This window comes from Streptomyces sp. NPDC048349 (assembly GCF_040651925.1).
Taxonomy (GTDB): domain Bacteria; phylum Actinomycetota; class Actinomycetes; order Streptomycetales; family Streptomycetaceae; genus Streptomyces.
In genome coordinates, this window is sequence record NZ_JBEZLA010000002.1 from 89,028 (window position 1) to 106,837 (window position 17,810).

Below are 17,810 nucleotides of genomic sequence, written 5' to 3' on the forward strand. Positions count from 1 at the left end.
GCCAGCGCGTGTCCCTGGGGTGGCCGCTCACTTCTGCAGCGCTGCCTTCGCCTTGAGGGGCTCCCACCAGGCGCGGTTCTCGCGGTACCACTCGATCGTGGCCTTGATGCCGTCCTCGAAGGTGACCTGCGGGGCGTAGCCGAGCTCGGCACCGATCTTGCTGATGTCGATGGAGTAGCGCAGGTCGTGACCCTTGCGGTCCTCGACGTGCTCGACCATGTCCCAGCCGAGGCCGGCGGCCTCGAGCAGGACGCCGGTGAGCTCCTTGTTGGTGAGCTCGGTGCCGCCGCCGATGTTGTAGACCTCGCCGGCGCGGCCCTTGCGCATGGCCAGGTCGATGCCGCGGCAGTGGTCGGAGACGTGCAGCCAGTCGCGGACGTTGCCGCCGTTGCCGTACAGCGGGACCTTCTTGCCGTCCATCAGGTTCGAGACGAACAGCGGGATGACCTTCTCGGGGAACTGGTAGTGCCCGTAGTTGTTGGAGCAACGGGTGACCACCACGTCCATGCCGTGCGTGCGGTGGTAGGCCAGCGCCAGCAGGTCGGACGACGCCTTCGAGGCGGAGTACGGGGAGTTCGGCACCAGCGGCCACTCCTCCGTCCAGGAGCCCTCGGTGATCGAGCCGTAGACCTCGTCCGTCGAGATGTGGACGAAGCGGCCGACGCCGTGCTTGCGGGCGGCGTCCAGGAGGACCTGGGTGCCCACCACGTTGGTCATCACGAAGGGGCCCGCGCCGGCGATGGAGCGGTCCACGTGCGACTCGGCGGCGAAGTGCACGACGACGTCGTGGCCGGCCATCACCTGGTCGACGGCCTCGGCGTCGCAGATGTCGCCCTTGACGAAGGTGTATCCCGAGTGGTCCGCGACCGGCGCCAGATTCGCTTCGACTCCGGAATAGGTCAGCTTGTCGAAGACCGTGATCCGGGCCGAGGCATCTGCACCGAGCTGCTGGCGGACGAATTCTGAACCGATGAAGCCGGCGCCGCCGGTCACGAGGATGCGCATAATACGAAGAGTCTAGCCGCCCGCCGAACGTCACATGCCCTGGGCTCGGCTCCCCCACACCCTCTCGCATAGGGTTCTCCCCATGCGTGGAATCCTCTTGGCCGGTGGTACCGGATCCCGACTCTGGCCGCTGACCCGGGCAGTCTCGAAGCAGTTGCTGCCCGTCTTCGACAAGCCGATGATCTACTACCCGCTGTCCACCCTGGTGATGGCGGGTATCAGCGAGATCCTGATCATCACCACTCCTGAAGACCGCGACCAGTTCGAGCGGCTGCTCGGCGACGGTTCGCAGTTCGGCCTGCGGCTCGAGTACGCCGTCCAGGAGCGCCCGGAGGGCATCGCCCAGGCCTTCGTCCTCGGCGCCGACTTCATCGGTGACGAGTCCGTCGCACTGATCCTCGGCGACAACATCTTCCACGGCAGCGGCCTCGGCACCCGCCTCGCGCAGCACACCGACGCCAAGGGCGGCCGGGTCTTCGCGTACCCGGTGGCGGACCCGACCGCGTACGGCGTGGTGGAGTTCGACGAGACGGGCCAGGCCATCTCCATCGAGGAGAAGCCGGCCAAGCCCAAGTCCCGTTACGCGGTGCCGGGCCTGTACTTCTACGACAACCAGGTCGTCGAGATCGCCCGCGGCCTGAAGCCCAGCGCCCGCGGCGAGCTGGAGATCACCGCCGTCAACGACGCGTACCTCCAGGCCGGCGAGCTGAACGTCACCATCCTCGACCGCGGTACCGCGTGGCTGGACACCGGCACCTTCGTCTCGATGGTGCAGGCCTCCGAGTTCGTCCGCGTGATCGAGGAGCGCCAGGGCTTCAAGATCGGCTGCATCGAGGAGGCGGCCTGGCGGGCCGGCCTGATCGATTCCGCACAGCTGCGCGCGCTGGCCGAGCCCCTCACCAAGAGCGGTTACGGCAACTACCTGCTCACCCTGCTCGACGAGGAGGCCGCGCGATGAAGTTCCGCGAACTCTCCATCGAAGGCGCCTTCGAGGTCACCCCGCAGCTGCACGGCGACCCGCGCGGCCTGTTCACCGAGTGGTACCGCTTCGACCGGCTGGCCGAGGTCGTGGGCCACCCGCTGAACCTGGCGCAGGCGAACCTGTCGGTCTCCTCCGCGGGCGTGGTCCGCGGCATTCACTTCGCCGATGTCCCGCGCGGCCAGGCCAAGTACGTGACCTGCGTGCGCGGCGCCGTGCTCGACGTCATCGTCGACCTGCGGGTCGGCTCCCCCACCTTCGGCCGGTGGGAGGGCGTCCGCCTGGACGACGTGGACCGCCGCGCGGTCTACATCCCCGAGGGTCTGGGCCACGGGTTCTGCGCGCTGAGCGACGACGCGACGCTCTCGTACCTCTGCTCGGAGACGTACAACCCGACCGGCGAGCACTCCGTCCACCCGCTCGACGCCGATCTCGGCATCGAGTGGCCGGCCGACGTCCCGCTGCTGTCGGCCCGCGACGAGGCCGCGCCGTCGCTGGCCGAGGCGATCGCGTCCGGGCTGCTGCCCGACTACGCCGTCTGCAAGGAGTTCACGGAGTCGCTCCGCACGAGCTGACCCCGCGCCTTCGCGACCGAGGGCCGCATCCGAGGGCCGCACCCCCTTCCCGGGGTGCGGCCCTCGGTCGTTGCGCGCCGCAACCGGCCGGGCCCGGTCAGTGGATGACGGAGAAGCTGCGCCACGGCAGGCTGCCGGGGGCGGTCACGTTCGACGTGGAGACCGGGATGTAGATGCCGTCGGCCTCCTCGGTCTTCTGGCACTTCGGCGTCCGGTACACGACCACGTCGACCAGGCTGTGGTTCTCCACGTGCGCCGCGCCGTGCGGGAGGCGGATCTCGTGGCAGCCCTGGACGGGGGTGTTCGAGTACGTGACCTCGATCGGGGAGTCGTGGGCGCGGAACGCGAGTGTGCCCACGGTGGTCTTCCCGGCCGAGCAGGCCGTGGCCGTGGCCGTGAGCAGCAGCGCCGCCCCGGTGATGACGCCGGCGTGCCGGAGCCGGGCGCCTCCGTGTTCGAACATGGCTCGGTCCTCGTCTGTGCGGTGGTCGATGCCCTTGACCGCAGCCTGACCTGCCGCGCCCCACGAGGCATCCGCTGCGCACCCGAGGGGATGACGGCCGAACGGGGAGGGACGCCCCGCGCACGCCGAAGGGCCCCGTCCCTCCGCCGGAGCGGGGGGACGGGGCCCTTCAGTGGAACATGGTGCCCGCTTCAGCGAGCTACCAGGTCAGAGCACGAATTACTTCGTGATCTTGGTGACCTGGCCGGCGCCCACGGTACGACCACCCTCACGGATGGCGAACTTCAGGCCCTCCTCCATGGCGACCGGCTGGATCAGCGCGACCGACATCTCGGTGTTGTCGCCCGGCATGACCATCTCCGTGCCGGCCGGCAGGGTGACGACACCCGTGACGTCCGTGGTACGGAAGTAGAACTGCGGACGGTAGTTGTTGAAGAAGGGGGTGTGACGGCCACCCTCGTCCTTCGACAGGATGTAGGCCTGGGCCTCGAACTCGGTGTGCGGGGTGACCGAACCGGGCTTGATGATGACCTGGCCGCGCTCGACGTCCTCGCGCTTGATGCCACGGAGGAGCAGACCGACGTTCTCGCCCGCCTGGCCCTCGTCGAGGAGCTTGCGGAACATCTCGATACCGGTGACCGTGGTGGTGGTCTTCTCTTCCTTGATACCGATGATGTCGACGGTCTCGTTGACCTTCAGGACACCACGCTCGATACGGCCGGTGACGACCGTACCGCGACCGGTGATCGTGAAGACGTCCTCGACGGGCATGAGGAACGGCTTCTCGGTGTCACGCGGCGGGGTCGGGATGGCCTCGTCGACGGCGTCCATCAGGCCGAGGAGCTTGTCGCCCCACTCCTTGTCGCCCTCGAGCGCCTTCAGCGCGGAGACGCGGACGACCGGCAGGTCGTCGCCCGGGAACTCGTACTCGGAGAGGAGCTCACGGACCTCGAGCTCGACGAGCTCCAGGATCTCCTCGTCGTCCACCATGTCGGCCTTGTTCAGGGCGACGACGATGTACGGAACGCCGACCTGGCGGGCCAGGAGCACGTGCTCCTTGGTCTGCGGCATCGGGCCGTCGGTGGCGGCGACCACGAGGATCGCGCCGTCCATCTGCGCGGCACCGGTGATCATGTTCTTGATGTAGTCCGCGTGACCCGGGCAGTCGACGTGGGCGTAGTGACGCGCCTCGGTCTGGTACTCGACGTGCGCGATGGAGATGGTGATACCGCGCTGGCGCTCCTCAGGAGCCTTGTCGATCTGATCGAAGGCCGAGGCCGCGTTCAGGTCCGGGTACTTGTCGTGCAGCACCTTGGTAATGGCGGCCGTGAGGGTCGTCTTACCGTGGTCAATGTGACCGATGGTGCCGATGTTGACGTGCGGCTTAGTCCGCTCGAACTTCGCCTTCGCCACGGGGGTCCTCCTGAGAGTGGTTCTGTACGCCTTACAGATCGGCGCCAGGTGATCTTTGCTGGATAGCCGGCTCCCCCGGGGCAACGGGAGTTTTGCTCCTGTTGCCCCAGAGGCTCCGGTGGCAAGCCTAAAGCGTGAACTCGGAAGAGTTACTCGCCCTTGGCCTTCGCGATGATCTCCTCGGCGACGTTCCGGGGAACCTCGGCGTAGGAGTCGAACTGCATCGAGTAGCTGGCGCGACCCGAGGTCTTGCTGCGGAGGTCTCCGACGTAGCCGAACATCTCCGAAAGCGGCACGAGGCCCTTCACGACGCGGGCGCCGTGACGCTCCTCCATGGCCTGGATCTGGCCACGGCGGGAGTTGATGTCGCCGATGACGTCACCCATGTAGTCCTCGGGCGTGGTGACCTCGACGGCCATCATCGGCTCAAGGAGCACGGGAGAAGCCTTGCGCGCGGCCTCCTTGAAGGCCTGCGAACCGGCGATCTTGAACGCGAGCTCGGAGGAGTCGACCTCGTGGTAGCCACCGTCGAGAAGCGTGACGCGAACGCCCGTCATCTCGTACCCGGCCAGGATGCCGAACTGCATGGCTTCCTGCGCACCGGCGTCGACCGAAGGGATGTACTCCTTCGGGACGCGTCCACCGGTGACCTTGTTCACGAACTCGTACGCCGGACCGTCGGTCTCGGTGATGGGCTCGATCGCGATCTGCACCTTGGCGAACTGACCGGTACCACCGGTCTGCTTCTTGTGGGTGTAGTCGTGACGCTCGACGGCCTTGCGGATCGTCTCGCGGTACGCGACCTGCGGCTTGCCGACGTTGGCCTCGACCTTGAACTCGCGCTTCATACGGTCGACCAGCACCTCGAGGTGCAGCTCGCCCATACCGCCGAGGATGGTCTGGCCCGTCTCCTCGTCCGAGTGAACGTGGAAGGAGGGGTCCTCCTCCGCGAGACGCTGGATGGCGACACCCAGCTTCTCCTGGTCACCCTTGGACTTGGGCTCGATGGCGACCTGGATGACCGGAGCCGGGAAGTCCATGGACTCCAGGATCACGGGTGCCTTGTCGTCACACAGCGTCTCACCGGTGGTGGTCTGCTTCAGGCCCATGACGGCGACGATGTCACCGGCGCCCACCGCGTCGATCTCTTCACGCTTGTTGGCGTGCATGCGGTAGATCTTGCCGATGCGCTCCTTCTTGCCCTTGACGGAGTTCAGCACCGCAGTGCCGGCCTCCAGGCGGCCCGAGTACACCCGGACGAAGGTGAGCTTACCGAGGTGCGGGTCGCTCATGATCTTGAACGCGAGCGCGGCGAGGGGCTCCTCGTCGGACGGCTTGCGCTTCACGACCGTCTCGGCGTCGCGGACGTCGTGGCCCTCGATGGCCTCGATGTCCAGCGGCGACGGCAGGTAGCGGACGACGGCGTCGAGCAGGGGCTGAACACCCTTGTTCTTGAACGCCGTGCCACAGAACACCGCGGTGATCGTGGGCTCGCCCTTGCCCTTGCCGGAGCCGAGGATGATGCGACGGACGGCGGCGTGCAGCTGCTCCACGGACGGCTCGTCGCCGTTCAGGAAGAGCTCCATGATCTCGTCGTCGTTCTCGGCGACGGTCTCGACGAGCTTCCCGCGCCACTCTTCAGCGGCCTCGGTGTGCGTGTCGGGGATGTCGACGATGTCGTACATCTCGCCCTTGGTCGCCTCGGCGGACCAGACGAACGCCTTCATGGTGACCAGGTCGACGACGCCCTGGAAGTCGGCCTCGGCACCGATCGGGAGCTGCATGACGATCGGAACCGCACCGAGGCGGTCCTTGATCATGTCGACGCAGCGGTGGAACTCGGCGCCCGTACGGTCGAGCTTGTTGACGAAGCAGATGCGCGGGACGCCGTAGCGGTCCGCCTGACGCCAAACGGTCTCGGACTGCGGCTCCACACCGGCGACACCGTCGAACACGGTGACGGCACCGTCGAGGACGCGGAGCGAACGCTCCACCTCGACCGTGAAGTCAACGTGACCAGGGGTGTCGATGATGTTGATGGTGTGGTCGACGTCCTCGAGCGGCCAGTGGCAGGTCGTCGCGGCGGACGTGATCGTGATGCCGCGCTCCTGCTCCTGCTCCATCCAGTCCATCGTGGCAGCGCCGTCGTGGACTTCACCGATCTTGTACGACACACCGGTGTAGAACAGGATGCGCTCGGTGGTGGTCGTCTTGCCCGCGTCGATGTGAGCCATGATGCCGATGTTGCGCACCTTGGCCAGGTCAAGCGAAGTGGTAGCCATATCGGCTCAGTCTTCTCTCGGTCTCGATGTGGGTTGGGACTACCAGCGGTAGTGCGCGAAGGCCTTGTTGGACTCGGCCATCTTGTGCGTGTCCTCGCGCTTCTTGACGGCAGCGCCAAGACCGTTGGAGGCGTCGAGCAGCTCGTTCATGAGGCGCTCGGTCATGGTCTTCTCGCGACGGGCGCGGGAGTAGCCCACGAGCCAGCGGAGGGCCAGGGTCGACTGACGACCCGGCTTGACCTCGACGGGGACCTGGTAGGTCGCGCCACCGACACGGCGGGACTTGACCTCGAGGGACGGCTTGACGTTCTCCAGCGCGCGCTTCAGCGTGATGACCGGGTCGTTGCCGGTCTTCTCGCGGAGGCCTTCCATGGCGCCGTAGACGATGCGCTCGGCGGTGGAGCGCTTGCCGTTCAGGAGGATCTTGTTGATGAGCGAGGTCACCAGAGGAGATGCGTAGACCGGGTCGATGATGACCGGGCGCTTCGGGGCGGGGCCCTTACGAGGCATTCTTACTTCTCCTTCTTGGCGCCGTAGCGGCTGCGGGCCTGCTTGCGGTTCTTGACAGCCTGGGTGTCAAGCGCACCGCGGATGATCTTGTAACGAACACCCGGCAGGTCCTTCACACGGCCACCACGCACGAGCACGATCGAGTGCTCCTGCAGGTTGTGTCCCTCACCCGGAATGTAAGCGGTGACCTCGATGCCAGAGGTCAGACGCACACGCGCGACCTTACGCAGCGCCGAGTTCGGCTTCTTCGGGGTGGTCGTGAACACACGCGTGCAGACGCCGCGACGCTGGGGCGAGGCCTCGAGCGCGGGAGTCTTTGTCTTCTCGACCTTGTCCTGCCGGCCCTTACGGACCAGCTGCTGGATCGTAGGCACTACTTCTCCGGTTTCTGTGTGCCGTGTAGTGAAGCTAACCTGGAACTTTGCCGACCCACGCGGTCGGGTGTGTCGGATCCGGCGGACCTCCGCGCAAGCACGGAAACGCATGGATCGCGGTGGCCGATACGGGCTCTCCTGCGGTTGATGGACACGCACGGGAGCCCAGGCACACCCCAGGCACAAGGTCTGAGCGTACCCACCGCATCCACTCCGGTCAAAACAAAAGCCCGGGCGCGCGGGCCCGCGGATCCGCAGGGCCCGTGCGCCGCATGGGCGACACCCCCGCGCGGCCCTGCCGACTCGCGCATGTGGTAGGGGCGTGGTAGGGACGGCCTGGTCAGCACCCGTCGGCACCCCTGCGTGCAGCCCGGCGCGGGACCGGCCGGCGTCCCGGCCCGGGCCCGGTCGGCGGGGCCGGGTACCGGCCGGGCGAACTACACTGCCGAGCGATTCATCCCGAACGGCACCACCAGCAGGGAGCGGGACATTGGGGACGGCCACCTCGGAGCCGACGACGGCGGGCAGCCCGCCCCCCGGCGGCCGCGACCTCTCCCCGCCCCGGCGCCGCGGGCGTCCGCGCCTCGCGCGGCTGTACGGGCCGCTGCTCGCCTTCCTCGTCACCTCGGGCGCCTTCTGCGCGGCCTGGGCGGTCCGCGGCACGTTCCCCTTCGGCAACACCGGCCGGGCCATCAACGACCAGGCCAACCAGTACGTGCCCTTCCACCGTGCGCTGTGGGACCTGGTCCACGGGCAGGCCGCCGGGGACCTGCTCTTCACCTGGCGCGGCGGCTTCGGACAGCAGTTCCTGTCCGACTACCACACCTACCTGGGCAACCCCTTTTCCTGGCTGGCCGTCCTGGTGCCGCGCGCACACGTCGACCTCGCCGTCTTCGCCGTCACCCCGATCACGATGGGCACCGCCGCCGCCCTGATGACGGTGTACCTCGGCAAGCTGCAGCCGGGCCCGTGGTGGCAGCGCGGGGTGCTCGGCGCCTGCTACGGCCTGTGCGGCTGGGCGCTCAGCGACGCCTCGTACATCCCCATGTGGCTGTGGGGCCTGGTCGCCCTCCCGATGCTCGGCATCGCCGTCGAGTGGTGCCTTCAGGGGCGCCGGTGGCCGGGGGCGGCCCTGCTCGTCGCGCTCGCCTGGTACGGGAACTTCTACACCGCGATGATGGCGACGATGGCCGCCTGCGTGCTGCTCGCCGTGCGCCTGGTCACCCTCGACATGACGGGCGCGCAGCGGCTGCGCGCACTGTGGCGGGCCGGGGCGGCCGCCGCCACCGGCATCCTGCTCACGCTCCCGCTGCTGCTGCCGTCGTTCCTGTCCAGCGGTTCGGCGCAGCCCACGCAGGCCGCGTCCTTCGACCCGGTCCGGATCGAGATCTTCCTCGCGGGCATGCTCCCGGCCACCCACCTGTGGGGCGGCCGCCCCCGCCTGTACGTCGCCTCGCTCGGCCTGATCCTGGCCGGCACCTTCCTCTTCAACACCGCCATCGCGAAGAAGACCCGCCTGGTGTGGGCGGCGGCGACCCTGCTCGTCCTCGTCTCGTTCCAGTTCCCGCCCACGCAGTACGTGTGGCACGGGCTCGCGGTGCCGAACGGCAACCCGTACCGCGAGGCCTTCGTCTTCAGCGGGATGGTGGTCGTCCTGGCCTGGCTGGCGCTGGCCAGCCGGCCGCGCCCGCTGCACCTGGCCCTGGCCGCCGCACTGCTGGTGGCGGCCACCTTCGTGCTCCGGCACACCAACGACTTCGGCGGCTGGACCTGGCCCGCCGTGCTCGGCGGCGGGGCGGTCTCGCTGCTGGCCCTGGTCCTGCTCGCGCTGGGCGACAAGCGCCGCGCACTGCTGCCCGTGGCGGCCGCCCTGATGGTCGGCGTCGTCTTCGCCGAGTCCACGGCGGCCGCGGCCAACGCGGACGCCCGCCGGGCCCGCGAGCGCTGGGCGAAGCCGGCCGCGACCTCCAGCAAGTCGATCAACGAGCACTTCGCCGCCGTCCGGGACGTGGACGGCTGGCCCGCCCACCGGACGGACTCCGGCGCGCCGCAGACCTCGTACAACGACGCCCTCGCGCTGCGCTCCGAGGGCCCGCAGTACTACAGCAGCTACCTCCCCGAGGCGACGTACCGGGCGCTGGAGCCGCTCGGCTACGGCTTCAAGAACGACGGCCGGACCTTCTTCGGCGCCGACAACCCGGTGCTCGACGCGATCTTCTCCATCGGCGCGCGGGTCCGCCCGGGCACCGTCCCGGGCACCTGGACGGGCTCCACGTTCCCGGCGCCGCCGCTGGTCACGGTGCGCAGCGCCCCGTACACCTCCCCCAACCCGGCGGGCAGCGTCTACGCCCACCAGGAGAACGTCCTGGGCTCCACCGTCTACCGGGTCCCGCCGGTCACCCGCGGCGGCAGCGCCACCGAGCAGACGTACGCCGCCACCTGCGCCCCCGGCTCCGAGGCCTTCTGGTACTCCCCCGCCCTCTACGGCACCCTCGCCTCCGGCGGCCGGGAGAGGTCCCTCGAGGACCGGATGACGGGGGTGGTCCCGCTCGGCGCGGTACCCGCCTCGGGCCGGGTCGAGGTCACCGTGCAGACCCGTACCGAGGGGGCGACCGCCGGCGAGCACCCGGTCGGCTGCCTGGACCGCGCCGCGCTCGACGGGGCCGTCACCCGTCTGAAGGCCACCGGGGCCACCGGGGTCACGGCGGGCGGCCACACCATCGAGGCCACCCTGCCCCGGGGCGCCACCGGAACCGCCGTCTTCGCGATGACGGACGTCCCCGGCTGGCGGTGCTCCGCCCCGATCCGCGATTTCCACGGGCTGGTCGCCCTGCCGCTGGCCCCCGGCACGGACAAGGTCTCGTGCACCTTCACCCCCAAGGGGCTCACCCCGGGCCTGGCGGGCGGGGCGCTCGGCCTGATGGTCCTCATCGGCGCAGCGGTGACCGGGCTGCGCCGCCGCAGAGCGGGCTCGTAGCGGCACTGTCCGTGTTCATCCGGCACCAATCCCGTGGTTCCGGATCTACGCGCCGCCCCCGGTCAGTACATTGACCGCCCTGATGGATCGGGGGAGCACATGGCAGGGCACGACCTCCCGGGCGACGGAGGGCTGGACGACCGCGTCCCCTTCCTGGCCCGGCTGGAGAACGAGGACGGCACGGCGTTACGCGCGCTCGGCCGCGAGCTGGCCTTCGCGCCGCGCGACCGGCTCATCCACCAGCACGAACCCTCGTCGCACATCCTGCTGGTCCTGCACGGCTGGACCAAGGTGACGGCCGTCGCCCCCAACGGCTACCAGGCGCTGCTGGCCCTGCGCGGGCCCGGCGACATCCTCGGCGAGTCGGCGGCCCTGACCCGGCGCGTCCGGTCCGCCACCGTGACCGCGCTGGAGCCGGTCCGGGCCGTGGCCGTGGACCACGAGGCCTTCCGCGCGTTCCTCGCCGACTGCCCCGCGGCCGCCCTGCAGCTGCTCGCCCTCACCTCCGACCGCACCCGGGCCGCCGACCAGCGCCGCCTGGAGTTCGCCTCGCTGAGCGTGCGCGAGCGCCTCGCCGTCCTGCTCCTGGACCTGTCCCGAACCCACGGCCGCCCCGGCCCCACCGGGGTGGAGCTGTCCGTTCCGCTCACCAAGGAAGAGCTGGCCGGAGCGGTGGGGGCCTCGCGCGAAATGGTCCAGCGCGAACTCAAGGAGCTGCGCGAACGCGGGGTCGTGACCACCGGCCGCCGCGCCCTGGTGATCGTCCGCCCGGACGTCCTGCGGCGGATCGCCCGGGCCACCCAGCCGCCCGGCCGGGGCTGAGCGCACCGTCAGGACCGCCCGTCCTTCAGTGCACGGCGTCACACTCCGGGTGCGTCATCCGCCCTCACGGCGACGCGCCCGCCTGCGCCACTGTCTTGTCACAGCAGGGATCCACCACGAGAGGCGATCATGAGCGACCCACTCCCCCGCACCATCCTTCTGGTCGACACCGAGCGGTTCAGCGAGCGCGACGACGTCCAGCAGGCCTTCCTCCGCCGGATGCTGTACGACGTCGTCGACCGGACCCTGCTGGCCGCCGGGATCGACCAGACGTTACGGCTGCGGGCCGACCGCGGCGACGCGATCATGGAGCTGATCGACCCGAACGCGCCGCTCACCACGCTGCTGCGCACGCTGCTGACCGAGGTTCCCGCCCAGCTCCGCGCCGTGAACCGGCTGGCGTCCGCGTCGGCGCAGATCCGGCTCCGGGCGGTCCTCGCGACCGGCTACGTCGCCATCGACGCGTACGACGGATGGGTGGGCTCGGACCTCAACCACGCCTGCCGGCTGCTGGACGGCGAACCCCTGAAGCAGGCCCTGCGCGAGCGCACCGACGACTACGCGCTCTGCGTCTCGGAGCCGGTGTACGCGGGCATCGTGCGGCACAACCACACCGGCATCCCGGCCGAGGAATTCAGCCCGGTCACCATGCCCAGCAAGAACGGCCCGCTGGGCGCCTGGCTGTACGGACCACTGCCGAAGGGGGCCCGGCGCCGGAGCCGGAGGGGGACTCCGGCGCCGGGACGGGGACCGGGGCCGGGGCCGGAGCCGGGGCGGCCCCGGCCCGGTCCGCGCAGGTGATCAACGGCGGACAGTTCGGCGGTGTCAACCACGGCATCAGCGGCGGCACCTTCCACGGTGACATCCGGCTGGGCGGCGGTGAGCGCCGATGAGCACCCCGGTCGGGGACGCCGCGGCGCCGGCCGAGGCGGCGGGCCCGGCGGAGTCCCCGGCCGAGCCGGCCGCCGCCGCGGCTCCCGAGGAGGCCCAGCCCCAGAGCGCCTACGACGCCCGGCGGGACCTGCTGCGCGACATCCCCGACGCCATGCGCGGCGGCGTCGGCGGCGGACAGTTCGGCGGCGTCAACCACGGCATCAGCGGCGGCACCTTCCACGGCGGCATCACCGTGAACAACCTGGCCGCCGGCGGCGCTGCGTACACCTCCGGCGAGGTCCCGAAAGCCACGCTGAAGCTCCTCGACCGGGTGTTCGCCGAGGAGGGCAGCAACTTCCAGGACCTGCTGGAACGGCTCCGCAAGGAACGCGTCCTGGTCCTCACCGGCCCCCGTTTCACCGGCCGGCGCACCGCCGCCCTCATGCTGCTGCGCCACCTGGGCGCCTCGTCGGTCCACCAGCTTGACCGCAGTACGGCGCCCGAGAACCTGGCCGAGCAGCTGGGCTCGCGGGAGGCACGGGGGTACGTCCTGTGCGACCCGATCACCACGCGGAACCAGCCGCTGCGCGACACGCACCTGCTGGCCGCCCGGGACGAGCTCGACGAGCGGAGCTTCCTGGTGATCACCGCCGGTCCGCACACCCACCTCGAGGGCATCGCGGGCCTCCCCTGGCAGCCTCCGGCGACCGCCGCCGTCCTGCACTCCTCGCTGCGTGCACGGGTGGCCGACGAGGGCGAGTTACGGCGGCTGCTGGCGCTTCCCCCCGTCACCGACTTCCTGAGCCGGCACCACCAGATCCGCGAGGCCGCGCGGTTCGCCGTCCTGCTGGAGCAGCACTCCCTCGACGGGGCCGGCGCCTCGGAGATCGAGCACTTCTCCCGGGCCGCCCTCGAACAGCAGATCCAGGAGTGGTTCGAGGACCGGGACGGGACGCTCCACCTGCGGGAGAAGGCCTTCCTCGTCGCCCTCGCCGCCTTCCACAAAGGGCCGTACGCCCTCACCGCCGAACTCAGCGACCTCCTCTTCGGCCTCCTCCAGCGCACCGAGGACCCCGCTCTGCCCGCGGCCGTCCCGGTCTTCGGCACCAACCCCGCCAAGCGCCTCCAGCTGGCCCGCGCCATCCGCTACCCCAAGGAGGAGCAGACCGAGTGGGGCCCGGTCACCCAGTCGATGGCCGCCTTCCAGGACGACCGCCTCGCGGCGGTCCTGCTCCGCGAGGTGTGGACGGGCCACCCGTCCGCCCGCCCCGCGCTGGTCGGCTGGCTGCGGCTGCTCGCGGCCGACGGGCGGTCCTTCGTACGCACCCGGGCCGCATCCACCGTCGCCGTGCTCGCGCTCCACGACCTGCCCTCCGCGATGGCCCTCGTCATCGAGGACTGGGCGCTGTCCGACCGGCCGTGGCTGCGGATCGGCGCCGTCAACGCCCTCGCGCTCGCCCACGTCATCGGCACCCCGAACATCCCGCGGATCATCGACCGCTGGTGCGCCGACGAGGACGCGCCCGCGCGCCTGCGCTGGGCCGCGATCCGCGTCCACGGGCTGATCGGCGACGAACGGCCGGCGCAGACCGTCGAAGCGCTGCGCGCGGCCGTCCGGCGCGACGGGAACGACACCGCGGTGCTGCGCGAGCTCGCCCAGTCCGTCGAGCTGCTGCTGCTCTCGGACGCGCGCGACGAGGTCCTCGAGGAGCTGCTGCGCACCCGCGACGACGACCGGGCCGCCATCGGCCTCGCCCTGGACGGCTTCCTGCGCGCGTGCGGGCACACCGAGGACGACGAGCCCCACGGCCGCCCGCTGGTCCTCCACTGGTACGCCCGCGCGGCCGCGACCAGGCCCGAGTCGGCCCGGGGCATCGCCGTCCTGTGGCGCGCCGCGCTCGACCGCCCCGGCGGCCAGGAGGAGGCCCTCGACCTGCTGCACGACTGGGTGGTGGCCGCCGACCGCGACCGCGACACCGAGTGGGCGCTCGCCGCCCTGCTGCCCGCCCTGGCCACCGGGACCCGCGAGCGCGACCGGCTGTCCCACCTGCTGCACCACGGGGTCCACGGCGAGGTACCCGCCGTCTCCGTACGCCTGCTGACCGTACTGCCGACCCACTGAACCGAGGAGAAGCCGCACGATGTCCGATCCCCGCCGCCAGCCGGACTGGGAACAGCCCGCCGACCGGCACACCCAGCTGATCGACCCGGTGATCACCGTCCAGCAGCTCGGGCGGTTCGAGGTGTTCCGCAAGCTGCAGACCCGCATCGACCACGCCCTGGTCTTCTCGACCGCCAAGGGCGGGTACGTCGCCTTCCTGCCGCCGCACCGGCCCGGCTCCACCCGCGGCTACACGGCGGTGTACGAGGTCGACACGGGAGTCCACCACGTCCGCACGGACATCGAGCTGCCCAGCGACAACGACGCCTACCAGTTCGTGGTGGCCGTGGAGATCAGCTGGCGGGTGGCGGACCCCGCCCTGTTCGTGGCGAGCGGCCAGCGCGACGTGCCGCGGCTCCTGCTGGGCGAGCTGGAGCAGGCCGGGCGACCGGTCGCCCGGCGCTTCGCCATCGCCGACAGCGCGCGGGCCGAGGGCGAGCTGCTGCGGGTGCTGCCCGAGACCCGCCCGCTGGGCCGGGACTGCGGGCTGCAGACCTCCTGGACGGTGCGGCTGCGCCGCGACCAGGAGAACATCGACCACCAGCTGCGCCTGCAGGCCATCCAGCACGGCAGCGCCGAGCAGATCCTCACCGAGGAGCTCGGCATGCGCTACGACGTCCAGCTGGACCAGCGGGCCCGCCAGCAGGACGAGCTCACGACGGGGCGGGCGCTGGCCTACGGCGTCCAGCAGCACCAGCTCGCCCTCCAGCAGCAGCAGTGGGAGCACCAGCAGCGCGTCGAGCTCAGCCGCCAGCAGGCAGAGCTGCAACGCGTCGAGGCCGAGAAGATCGCCTTCTACCAGTGGCACCTGGAGCAGGGCGGCGTGCACGGCTGGGCCCTGCACCTGGCCCAGCACCCCGAGGACTCCGCCCTCGTGATGCGGACCATGCGCGAGGACCAGCTCCAGATGATCCGGGACCAGATGAGCCTGGTCAGCCAGGTGCTCGCCGACGGCGGGGCCGAGCGGCACGAGCTGCAGGGCCCCAAGCAGCTGGCGCTGCGGGCCATGAACGACATCCTCAACCAACGCCTCCCGGGCGTCCCCCACGACCCGTCCCCGCCGGCCCCGCCGCAGTACCCGGGCCAGCTCCCGCCCCAGGCACCGCCGCCCGGACCGCCGCCCGCGCAGCCGCCCCAGGCACCGCCGACGGGACCACAGGCGGGACCACCGGCGGGCCCGCCGCCGGGGCTGCCCCAGGGACCGCCCGCGCAGCCGCCGCACCCGCCGCAGGTACCGCCGGCCGCCCCCGCCGGACAGTTCGGACCGCCCCCGACCTTCGCGCAGTGGGAGCCGCCGCCCGGGTACGGGACCGCCCCCGTACAGCCGCCGCCCCCGGCTCCCGAAGCGGAGACCGACACCGAAGCCGATGCCGGAAGGCCGCAGCCGTGACCCCGTCTCCGACCCCGGTCCCGACGTCGACCCCGACCCCGGTCCCGCCCGGCGGCGAGGCCGCCACCCGGCTGCTCGCCGACCTGCGCGCCGAGATAGCCCGGGCCGACAGCAAGGCCTCCGTGCTGGTCGGCGCCCTCGGCATGACCGCCGGTGTGATCAGCGCCCTGCTCGCCGGGAAGGGCTGGCGGCCGGACTCGCTCTCCACCCCGGGCACGGCCGTCTGGTGGACCGGAGCCACCGCCCTGGCCCTGGCCCTGCCCGCCCTGCTGCTCGCGGTGCTGCCCCGGTACCGCGCCACCGAGTGGCATCCCGGCACCCCGCTCTCCTACTTCGGCGACATCCGCTCCGCGGTCCGCCAGGGCCGTCTCGCCGAGGCCCTCGCCGACACCGACCGCGACCCGGCGGCGTCGCTCATGGCGGCCCTCGCGGAGAACAGCCGGATCGCCGCCCGCAAGCACCAGTGGATCAGGACCGGCCTGTTCGCGTTCTGCGCCGCCGCCGTCCTGCTCCCCGCCGCCCTGCTCATCGGCTGACGTCCCCGAACCCCGAAGGATCACCGTGAACCAGCCACCCGAATACCCGCAGAGCCCTCAGCACCCACCCCACCCGCAGCACCCTCAGGCCCCGGAGTACCCCCAGCCCTCCCAGACCCCGCCCCCGCAGTACCCACAGTCCCCCCAGCACTCCCCGACCCCGCAGTACCCGCAGAGCCCCCAGCACCCCCAGAGCCCACCGCCCCCGGCGTACCCGACGGCCCATCCGCCCGCCCAGCAGCCGCCCCCGCAGCCCGCGTACCCGGCGCAGCCCGCCTACCCCGCGCACCCGGCCTACCAGCCCCCCGCGACCCAGCAGCCCGCCTACGCGCAGGCCCCGCCGCAGCTCCCGCCCGGGGTGCCGGCCCAGACCCACCCCCAGGCCCCGTTACCGGTCCCCGGCCCCGCCCCGGCCCCGGCCCCGGCCCCCCTGGACGACCTGGACTACCAGATCGCGCCCGGCACCCGCGTCCACATCAAGGCGCAGCAGCGCAGCGCCGACGCCACCGCCTTCGGCCAGCTCGCCCTGCACGTCCCCGGGTTCCTGATGAGCCTGATGGTGGTGCTGCTCGTCGCCGCCCTCCTGGAAGCCCTGACCGGCCTGCCCGCCTGGGTGCCCGCCCTGCTGTGGATCGCCTCGGGGGCGCTCGTCTTCCACCGGCCCAGCGAGGACTTCTTCGCCCGGCACCTGCTGCGCCTGCAACGCCCGCTCCCCCACGAGCTGGCCGCACTCACCCCGGTGTGGCGCGAGGTCACGGCCCGCGCCGGCGTCGACGGCAGCCGCTACGAGCTGTGGATCGAGGACGGCGACCACCTCAACGCCTACGCGGCGGCCGGGCACATTGTCGGCGTCACCCGGTACGCCCTGGAGAACCTGCCGAAGTCCCAGCTGGCCGCCGTACTCGCCCACGAGCTCGGCCACCACACCGGCGGCCACTCCTGGTCCGGGCTGCTGGGCTGGTGGTACTCCCTGCCCGGGCGGATCGCCTGGCAGGTCATCCGGGCCGTGACCGTCTTCGTCATCCGGTTCACCAGCTTCTTCTCGTACCTGGCGGCCGGGTTCGTGATCATCTTCGTCGGCATGTTCACCCTGGTGACGATCACCGCCACCTACGGGCTCCCGCTGCTGCTGCTCGTGATGCCCTACCTGACGGCCGCGGTGGGCCGCCGCGCCGAGCTGCGGGCCGACGAGCACGCCGCCGTACTCGGCTTCGCCCCGATGCTCGCGCAGATGCTGCACGGGGTGATGGTCCAGGAGGAGCGGGAGAAGCACGCGGTCCTCCTCCAGACCGGCAAGCCCTTCGCCGAACCCGGCACCCTGGACCGGCTGCTCTCCACCCACCCCGACCACCGGACCCGGCTGCACCACCTCCAGCCGTACCTGCAACCCGCCCGGTGACCCACGCGGGGCACCACGCGCCGCAGGGCGGCCACCCTCTCGGGTGACCGC

General features: G+C 71.2%; 15 protein-coding genes. 9 read left to right on the plus strand and 6 right to left on the minus strand.

Going from position 1 to position 17,810, the window contains the following annotated elements; genetic code table 11:
• Positions 1-27 precede the first annotated feature (27 nt).
• Positions 28-1,005, minus strand: coding sequence for a dTDP-glucose 4,6-dehydratase (rfbB, locus tag AB0D44_RS02175; protein WP_362583049.1), 978 nt, complete (start codon positions 1,003-1,005; stop codon positions 28-30).
• Between the two features lie 82 nt (positions 1,006-1,087).
• Between rfbB and rfbA the strand changes: the two genes are divergently transcribed.
• Both rfbA and rfbC read left to right on the plus strand, forming a co-directional pair.
• Complete coding sequence (gene rfbA / locus AB0D44_RS02180; RefSeq protein WP_362583051.1) at positions 1,088-1,963, plus strand: glucose-1-phosphate thymidylyltransferase RfbA; 876 nt, start codon at positions 1,088-1,090, stop codon at positions 1,961-1,963.
• Positions 1,960-2,559 (plus strand): dTDP-4-dehydrorhamnose 3,5-epimerase, encoded by a 600-nt coding sequence (gene rfbC, locus AB0D44_RS02185; protein WP_362583053.1) that lies wholly within the window; start codon positions 1,960-1,962, stop codon positions 2,557-2,559. The genes rfbA and rfbC overlap by 4 nt, the downstream gene beginning before the upstream one ends.
• A gap of 97 nt (positions 2,560-2,656) precedes the next feature.
• Here the strand turns inward: rfbC and AB0D44_RS02190 are convergent, their stop codons facing one another.
• The 5 genes from AB0D44_RS02190 to rpsL all read right to left on the minus strand — a co-directional run bounded on the left by AB0D44_RS02190 (position 2,657) and on the right by rpsL (position 7,601).
• Positions 2,657-3,022, minus strand: coding sequence for a hypothetical protein (locus AB0D44_RS02190; protein WP_362583056.1), 366 nt, complete (start codon positions 3,020-3,022; stop codon positions 2,657-2,659).
• A 219-nt stretch (positions 3,023-3,241) separates the two neighbouring features.
• A complete protein-coding gene (gene tuf / locus AB0D44_RS02195) occupies positions 3,242-4,435 on the minus strand; it encodes an elongation factor Tu (RefSeq protein WP_352214024.1) in 1,194 nt (397 codons plus the stop codon).
• Between the two features lie 149 nt (positions 4,436-4,584).
• The gene (gene fusA, locus AB0D44_RS02200) at positions 4,585-6,717 is read right to left on the minus strand and encodes an elongation factor G (RefSeq protein ID WP_362583059.1); all 2,133 of its coding nucleotides are present in this window, start codon (positions 6,715-6,717) and stop codon (positions 4,585-4,587) included.
• 39 nt (positions 6,718-6,756) lie between these two features.
• Positions 6,757-7,227, minus strand: coding sequence for a 30S ribosomal protein S7 (gene rpsG, locus AB0D44_RS02205; RefSeq protein WP_007265894.1), 471 nt, complete (start codon positions 7,225-7,227; stop codon positions 6,757-6,759).
• Positions 7,228-7,229: 2 nt separating this feature from the next.
• Positions 7,230-7,601, minus strand: coding sequence for a 30S ribosomal protein S12 (gene rpsL, locus AB0D44_RS02210; RefSeq protein WP_007265893.1), 372 nt, complete (start codon positions 7,599-7,601; stop codon positions 7,230-7,232).
• Between the two features lie 490 nt (positions 7,602-8,091).
• Here rpsL and AB0D44_RS02215 point away from each other — a divergent pair, with 490 nt between their 5' ends.
• The 7 genes from AB0D44_RS02215 to AB0D44_RS02245 all read left to right on the plus strand — a co-directional run bounded on the left by AB0D44_RS02215 (position 8,092) and on the right by AB0D44_RS02245 (position 17,759).
• Complete coding sequence (locus AB0D44_RS02215) at positions 8,092-10,578, plus strand: YfhO family protein (protein WP_362583061.1); 2,487 nt, start codon at positions 8,092-8,094, stop codon at positions 10,576-10,578.
• A gap of 99 nt (positions 10,579-10,677) precedes the next feature.
• Positions 10,678-11,400: a Crp/Fnr family transcriptional regulator gene (locus AB0D44_RS02220; protein ID WP_362583063.1), complete on the plus strand. Its 723-nt coding sequence runs from the start codon at positions 10,678-10,680 to the stop codon at positions 11,398-11,400.
• A gap of 129 nt (positions 11,401-11,529) precedes the next feature.
• Positions 11,530-12,201, plus strand: a complete 672-nt coding sequence (locus tag AB0D44_RS02225; RefSeq protein WP_362583066.1) for a hypothetical protein — start codon at positions 11,530-11,532, stop codon at positions 12,199-12,201.
• 88 nt (positions 12,202-12,289) lie between these two features.
• A complete protein-coding gene (locus tag AB0D44_RS02230; RefSeq protein WP_362583069.1) occupies positions 12,290-14,395 on the plus strand; it encodes a hypothetical protein in 2,106 nt (701 codons plus the stop codon).
• A 19-nt stretch (positions 14,396-14,414) separates the two neighbouring features.
• Entirely contained in the window at positions 14,415-15,824 is a 1,410-nt protein-coding gene (locus AB0D44_RS02235; protein WP_362583072.1) for a hypothetical protein, read from the plus strand.
• Positions 15,821-16,360, plus strand: a complete 540-nt coding sequence (locus tag AB0D44_RS02240) for a Pycsar system effector family protein (RefSeq protein ID WP_362583074.1) — start codon at positions 15,821-15,823, stop codon at positions 16,358-16,360. The genes AB0D44_RS02235 and AB0D44_RS02240 overlap by 4 nt, the downstream gene beginning before the upstream one ends.
• Positions 16,361-16,385: 25 nt before the next feature.
• Positions 16,386-17,759: a M48 family metalloprotease gene (locus AB0D44_RS02245; RefSeq protein ID WP_362583077.1), complete on the plus strand. Its 1,374-nt coding sequence runs from the start codon at positions 16,386-16,388 to the stop codon at positions 17,757-17,759.
• Positions 17,760-17,810 lie beyond the last annotated feature (51 nt).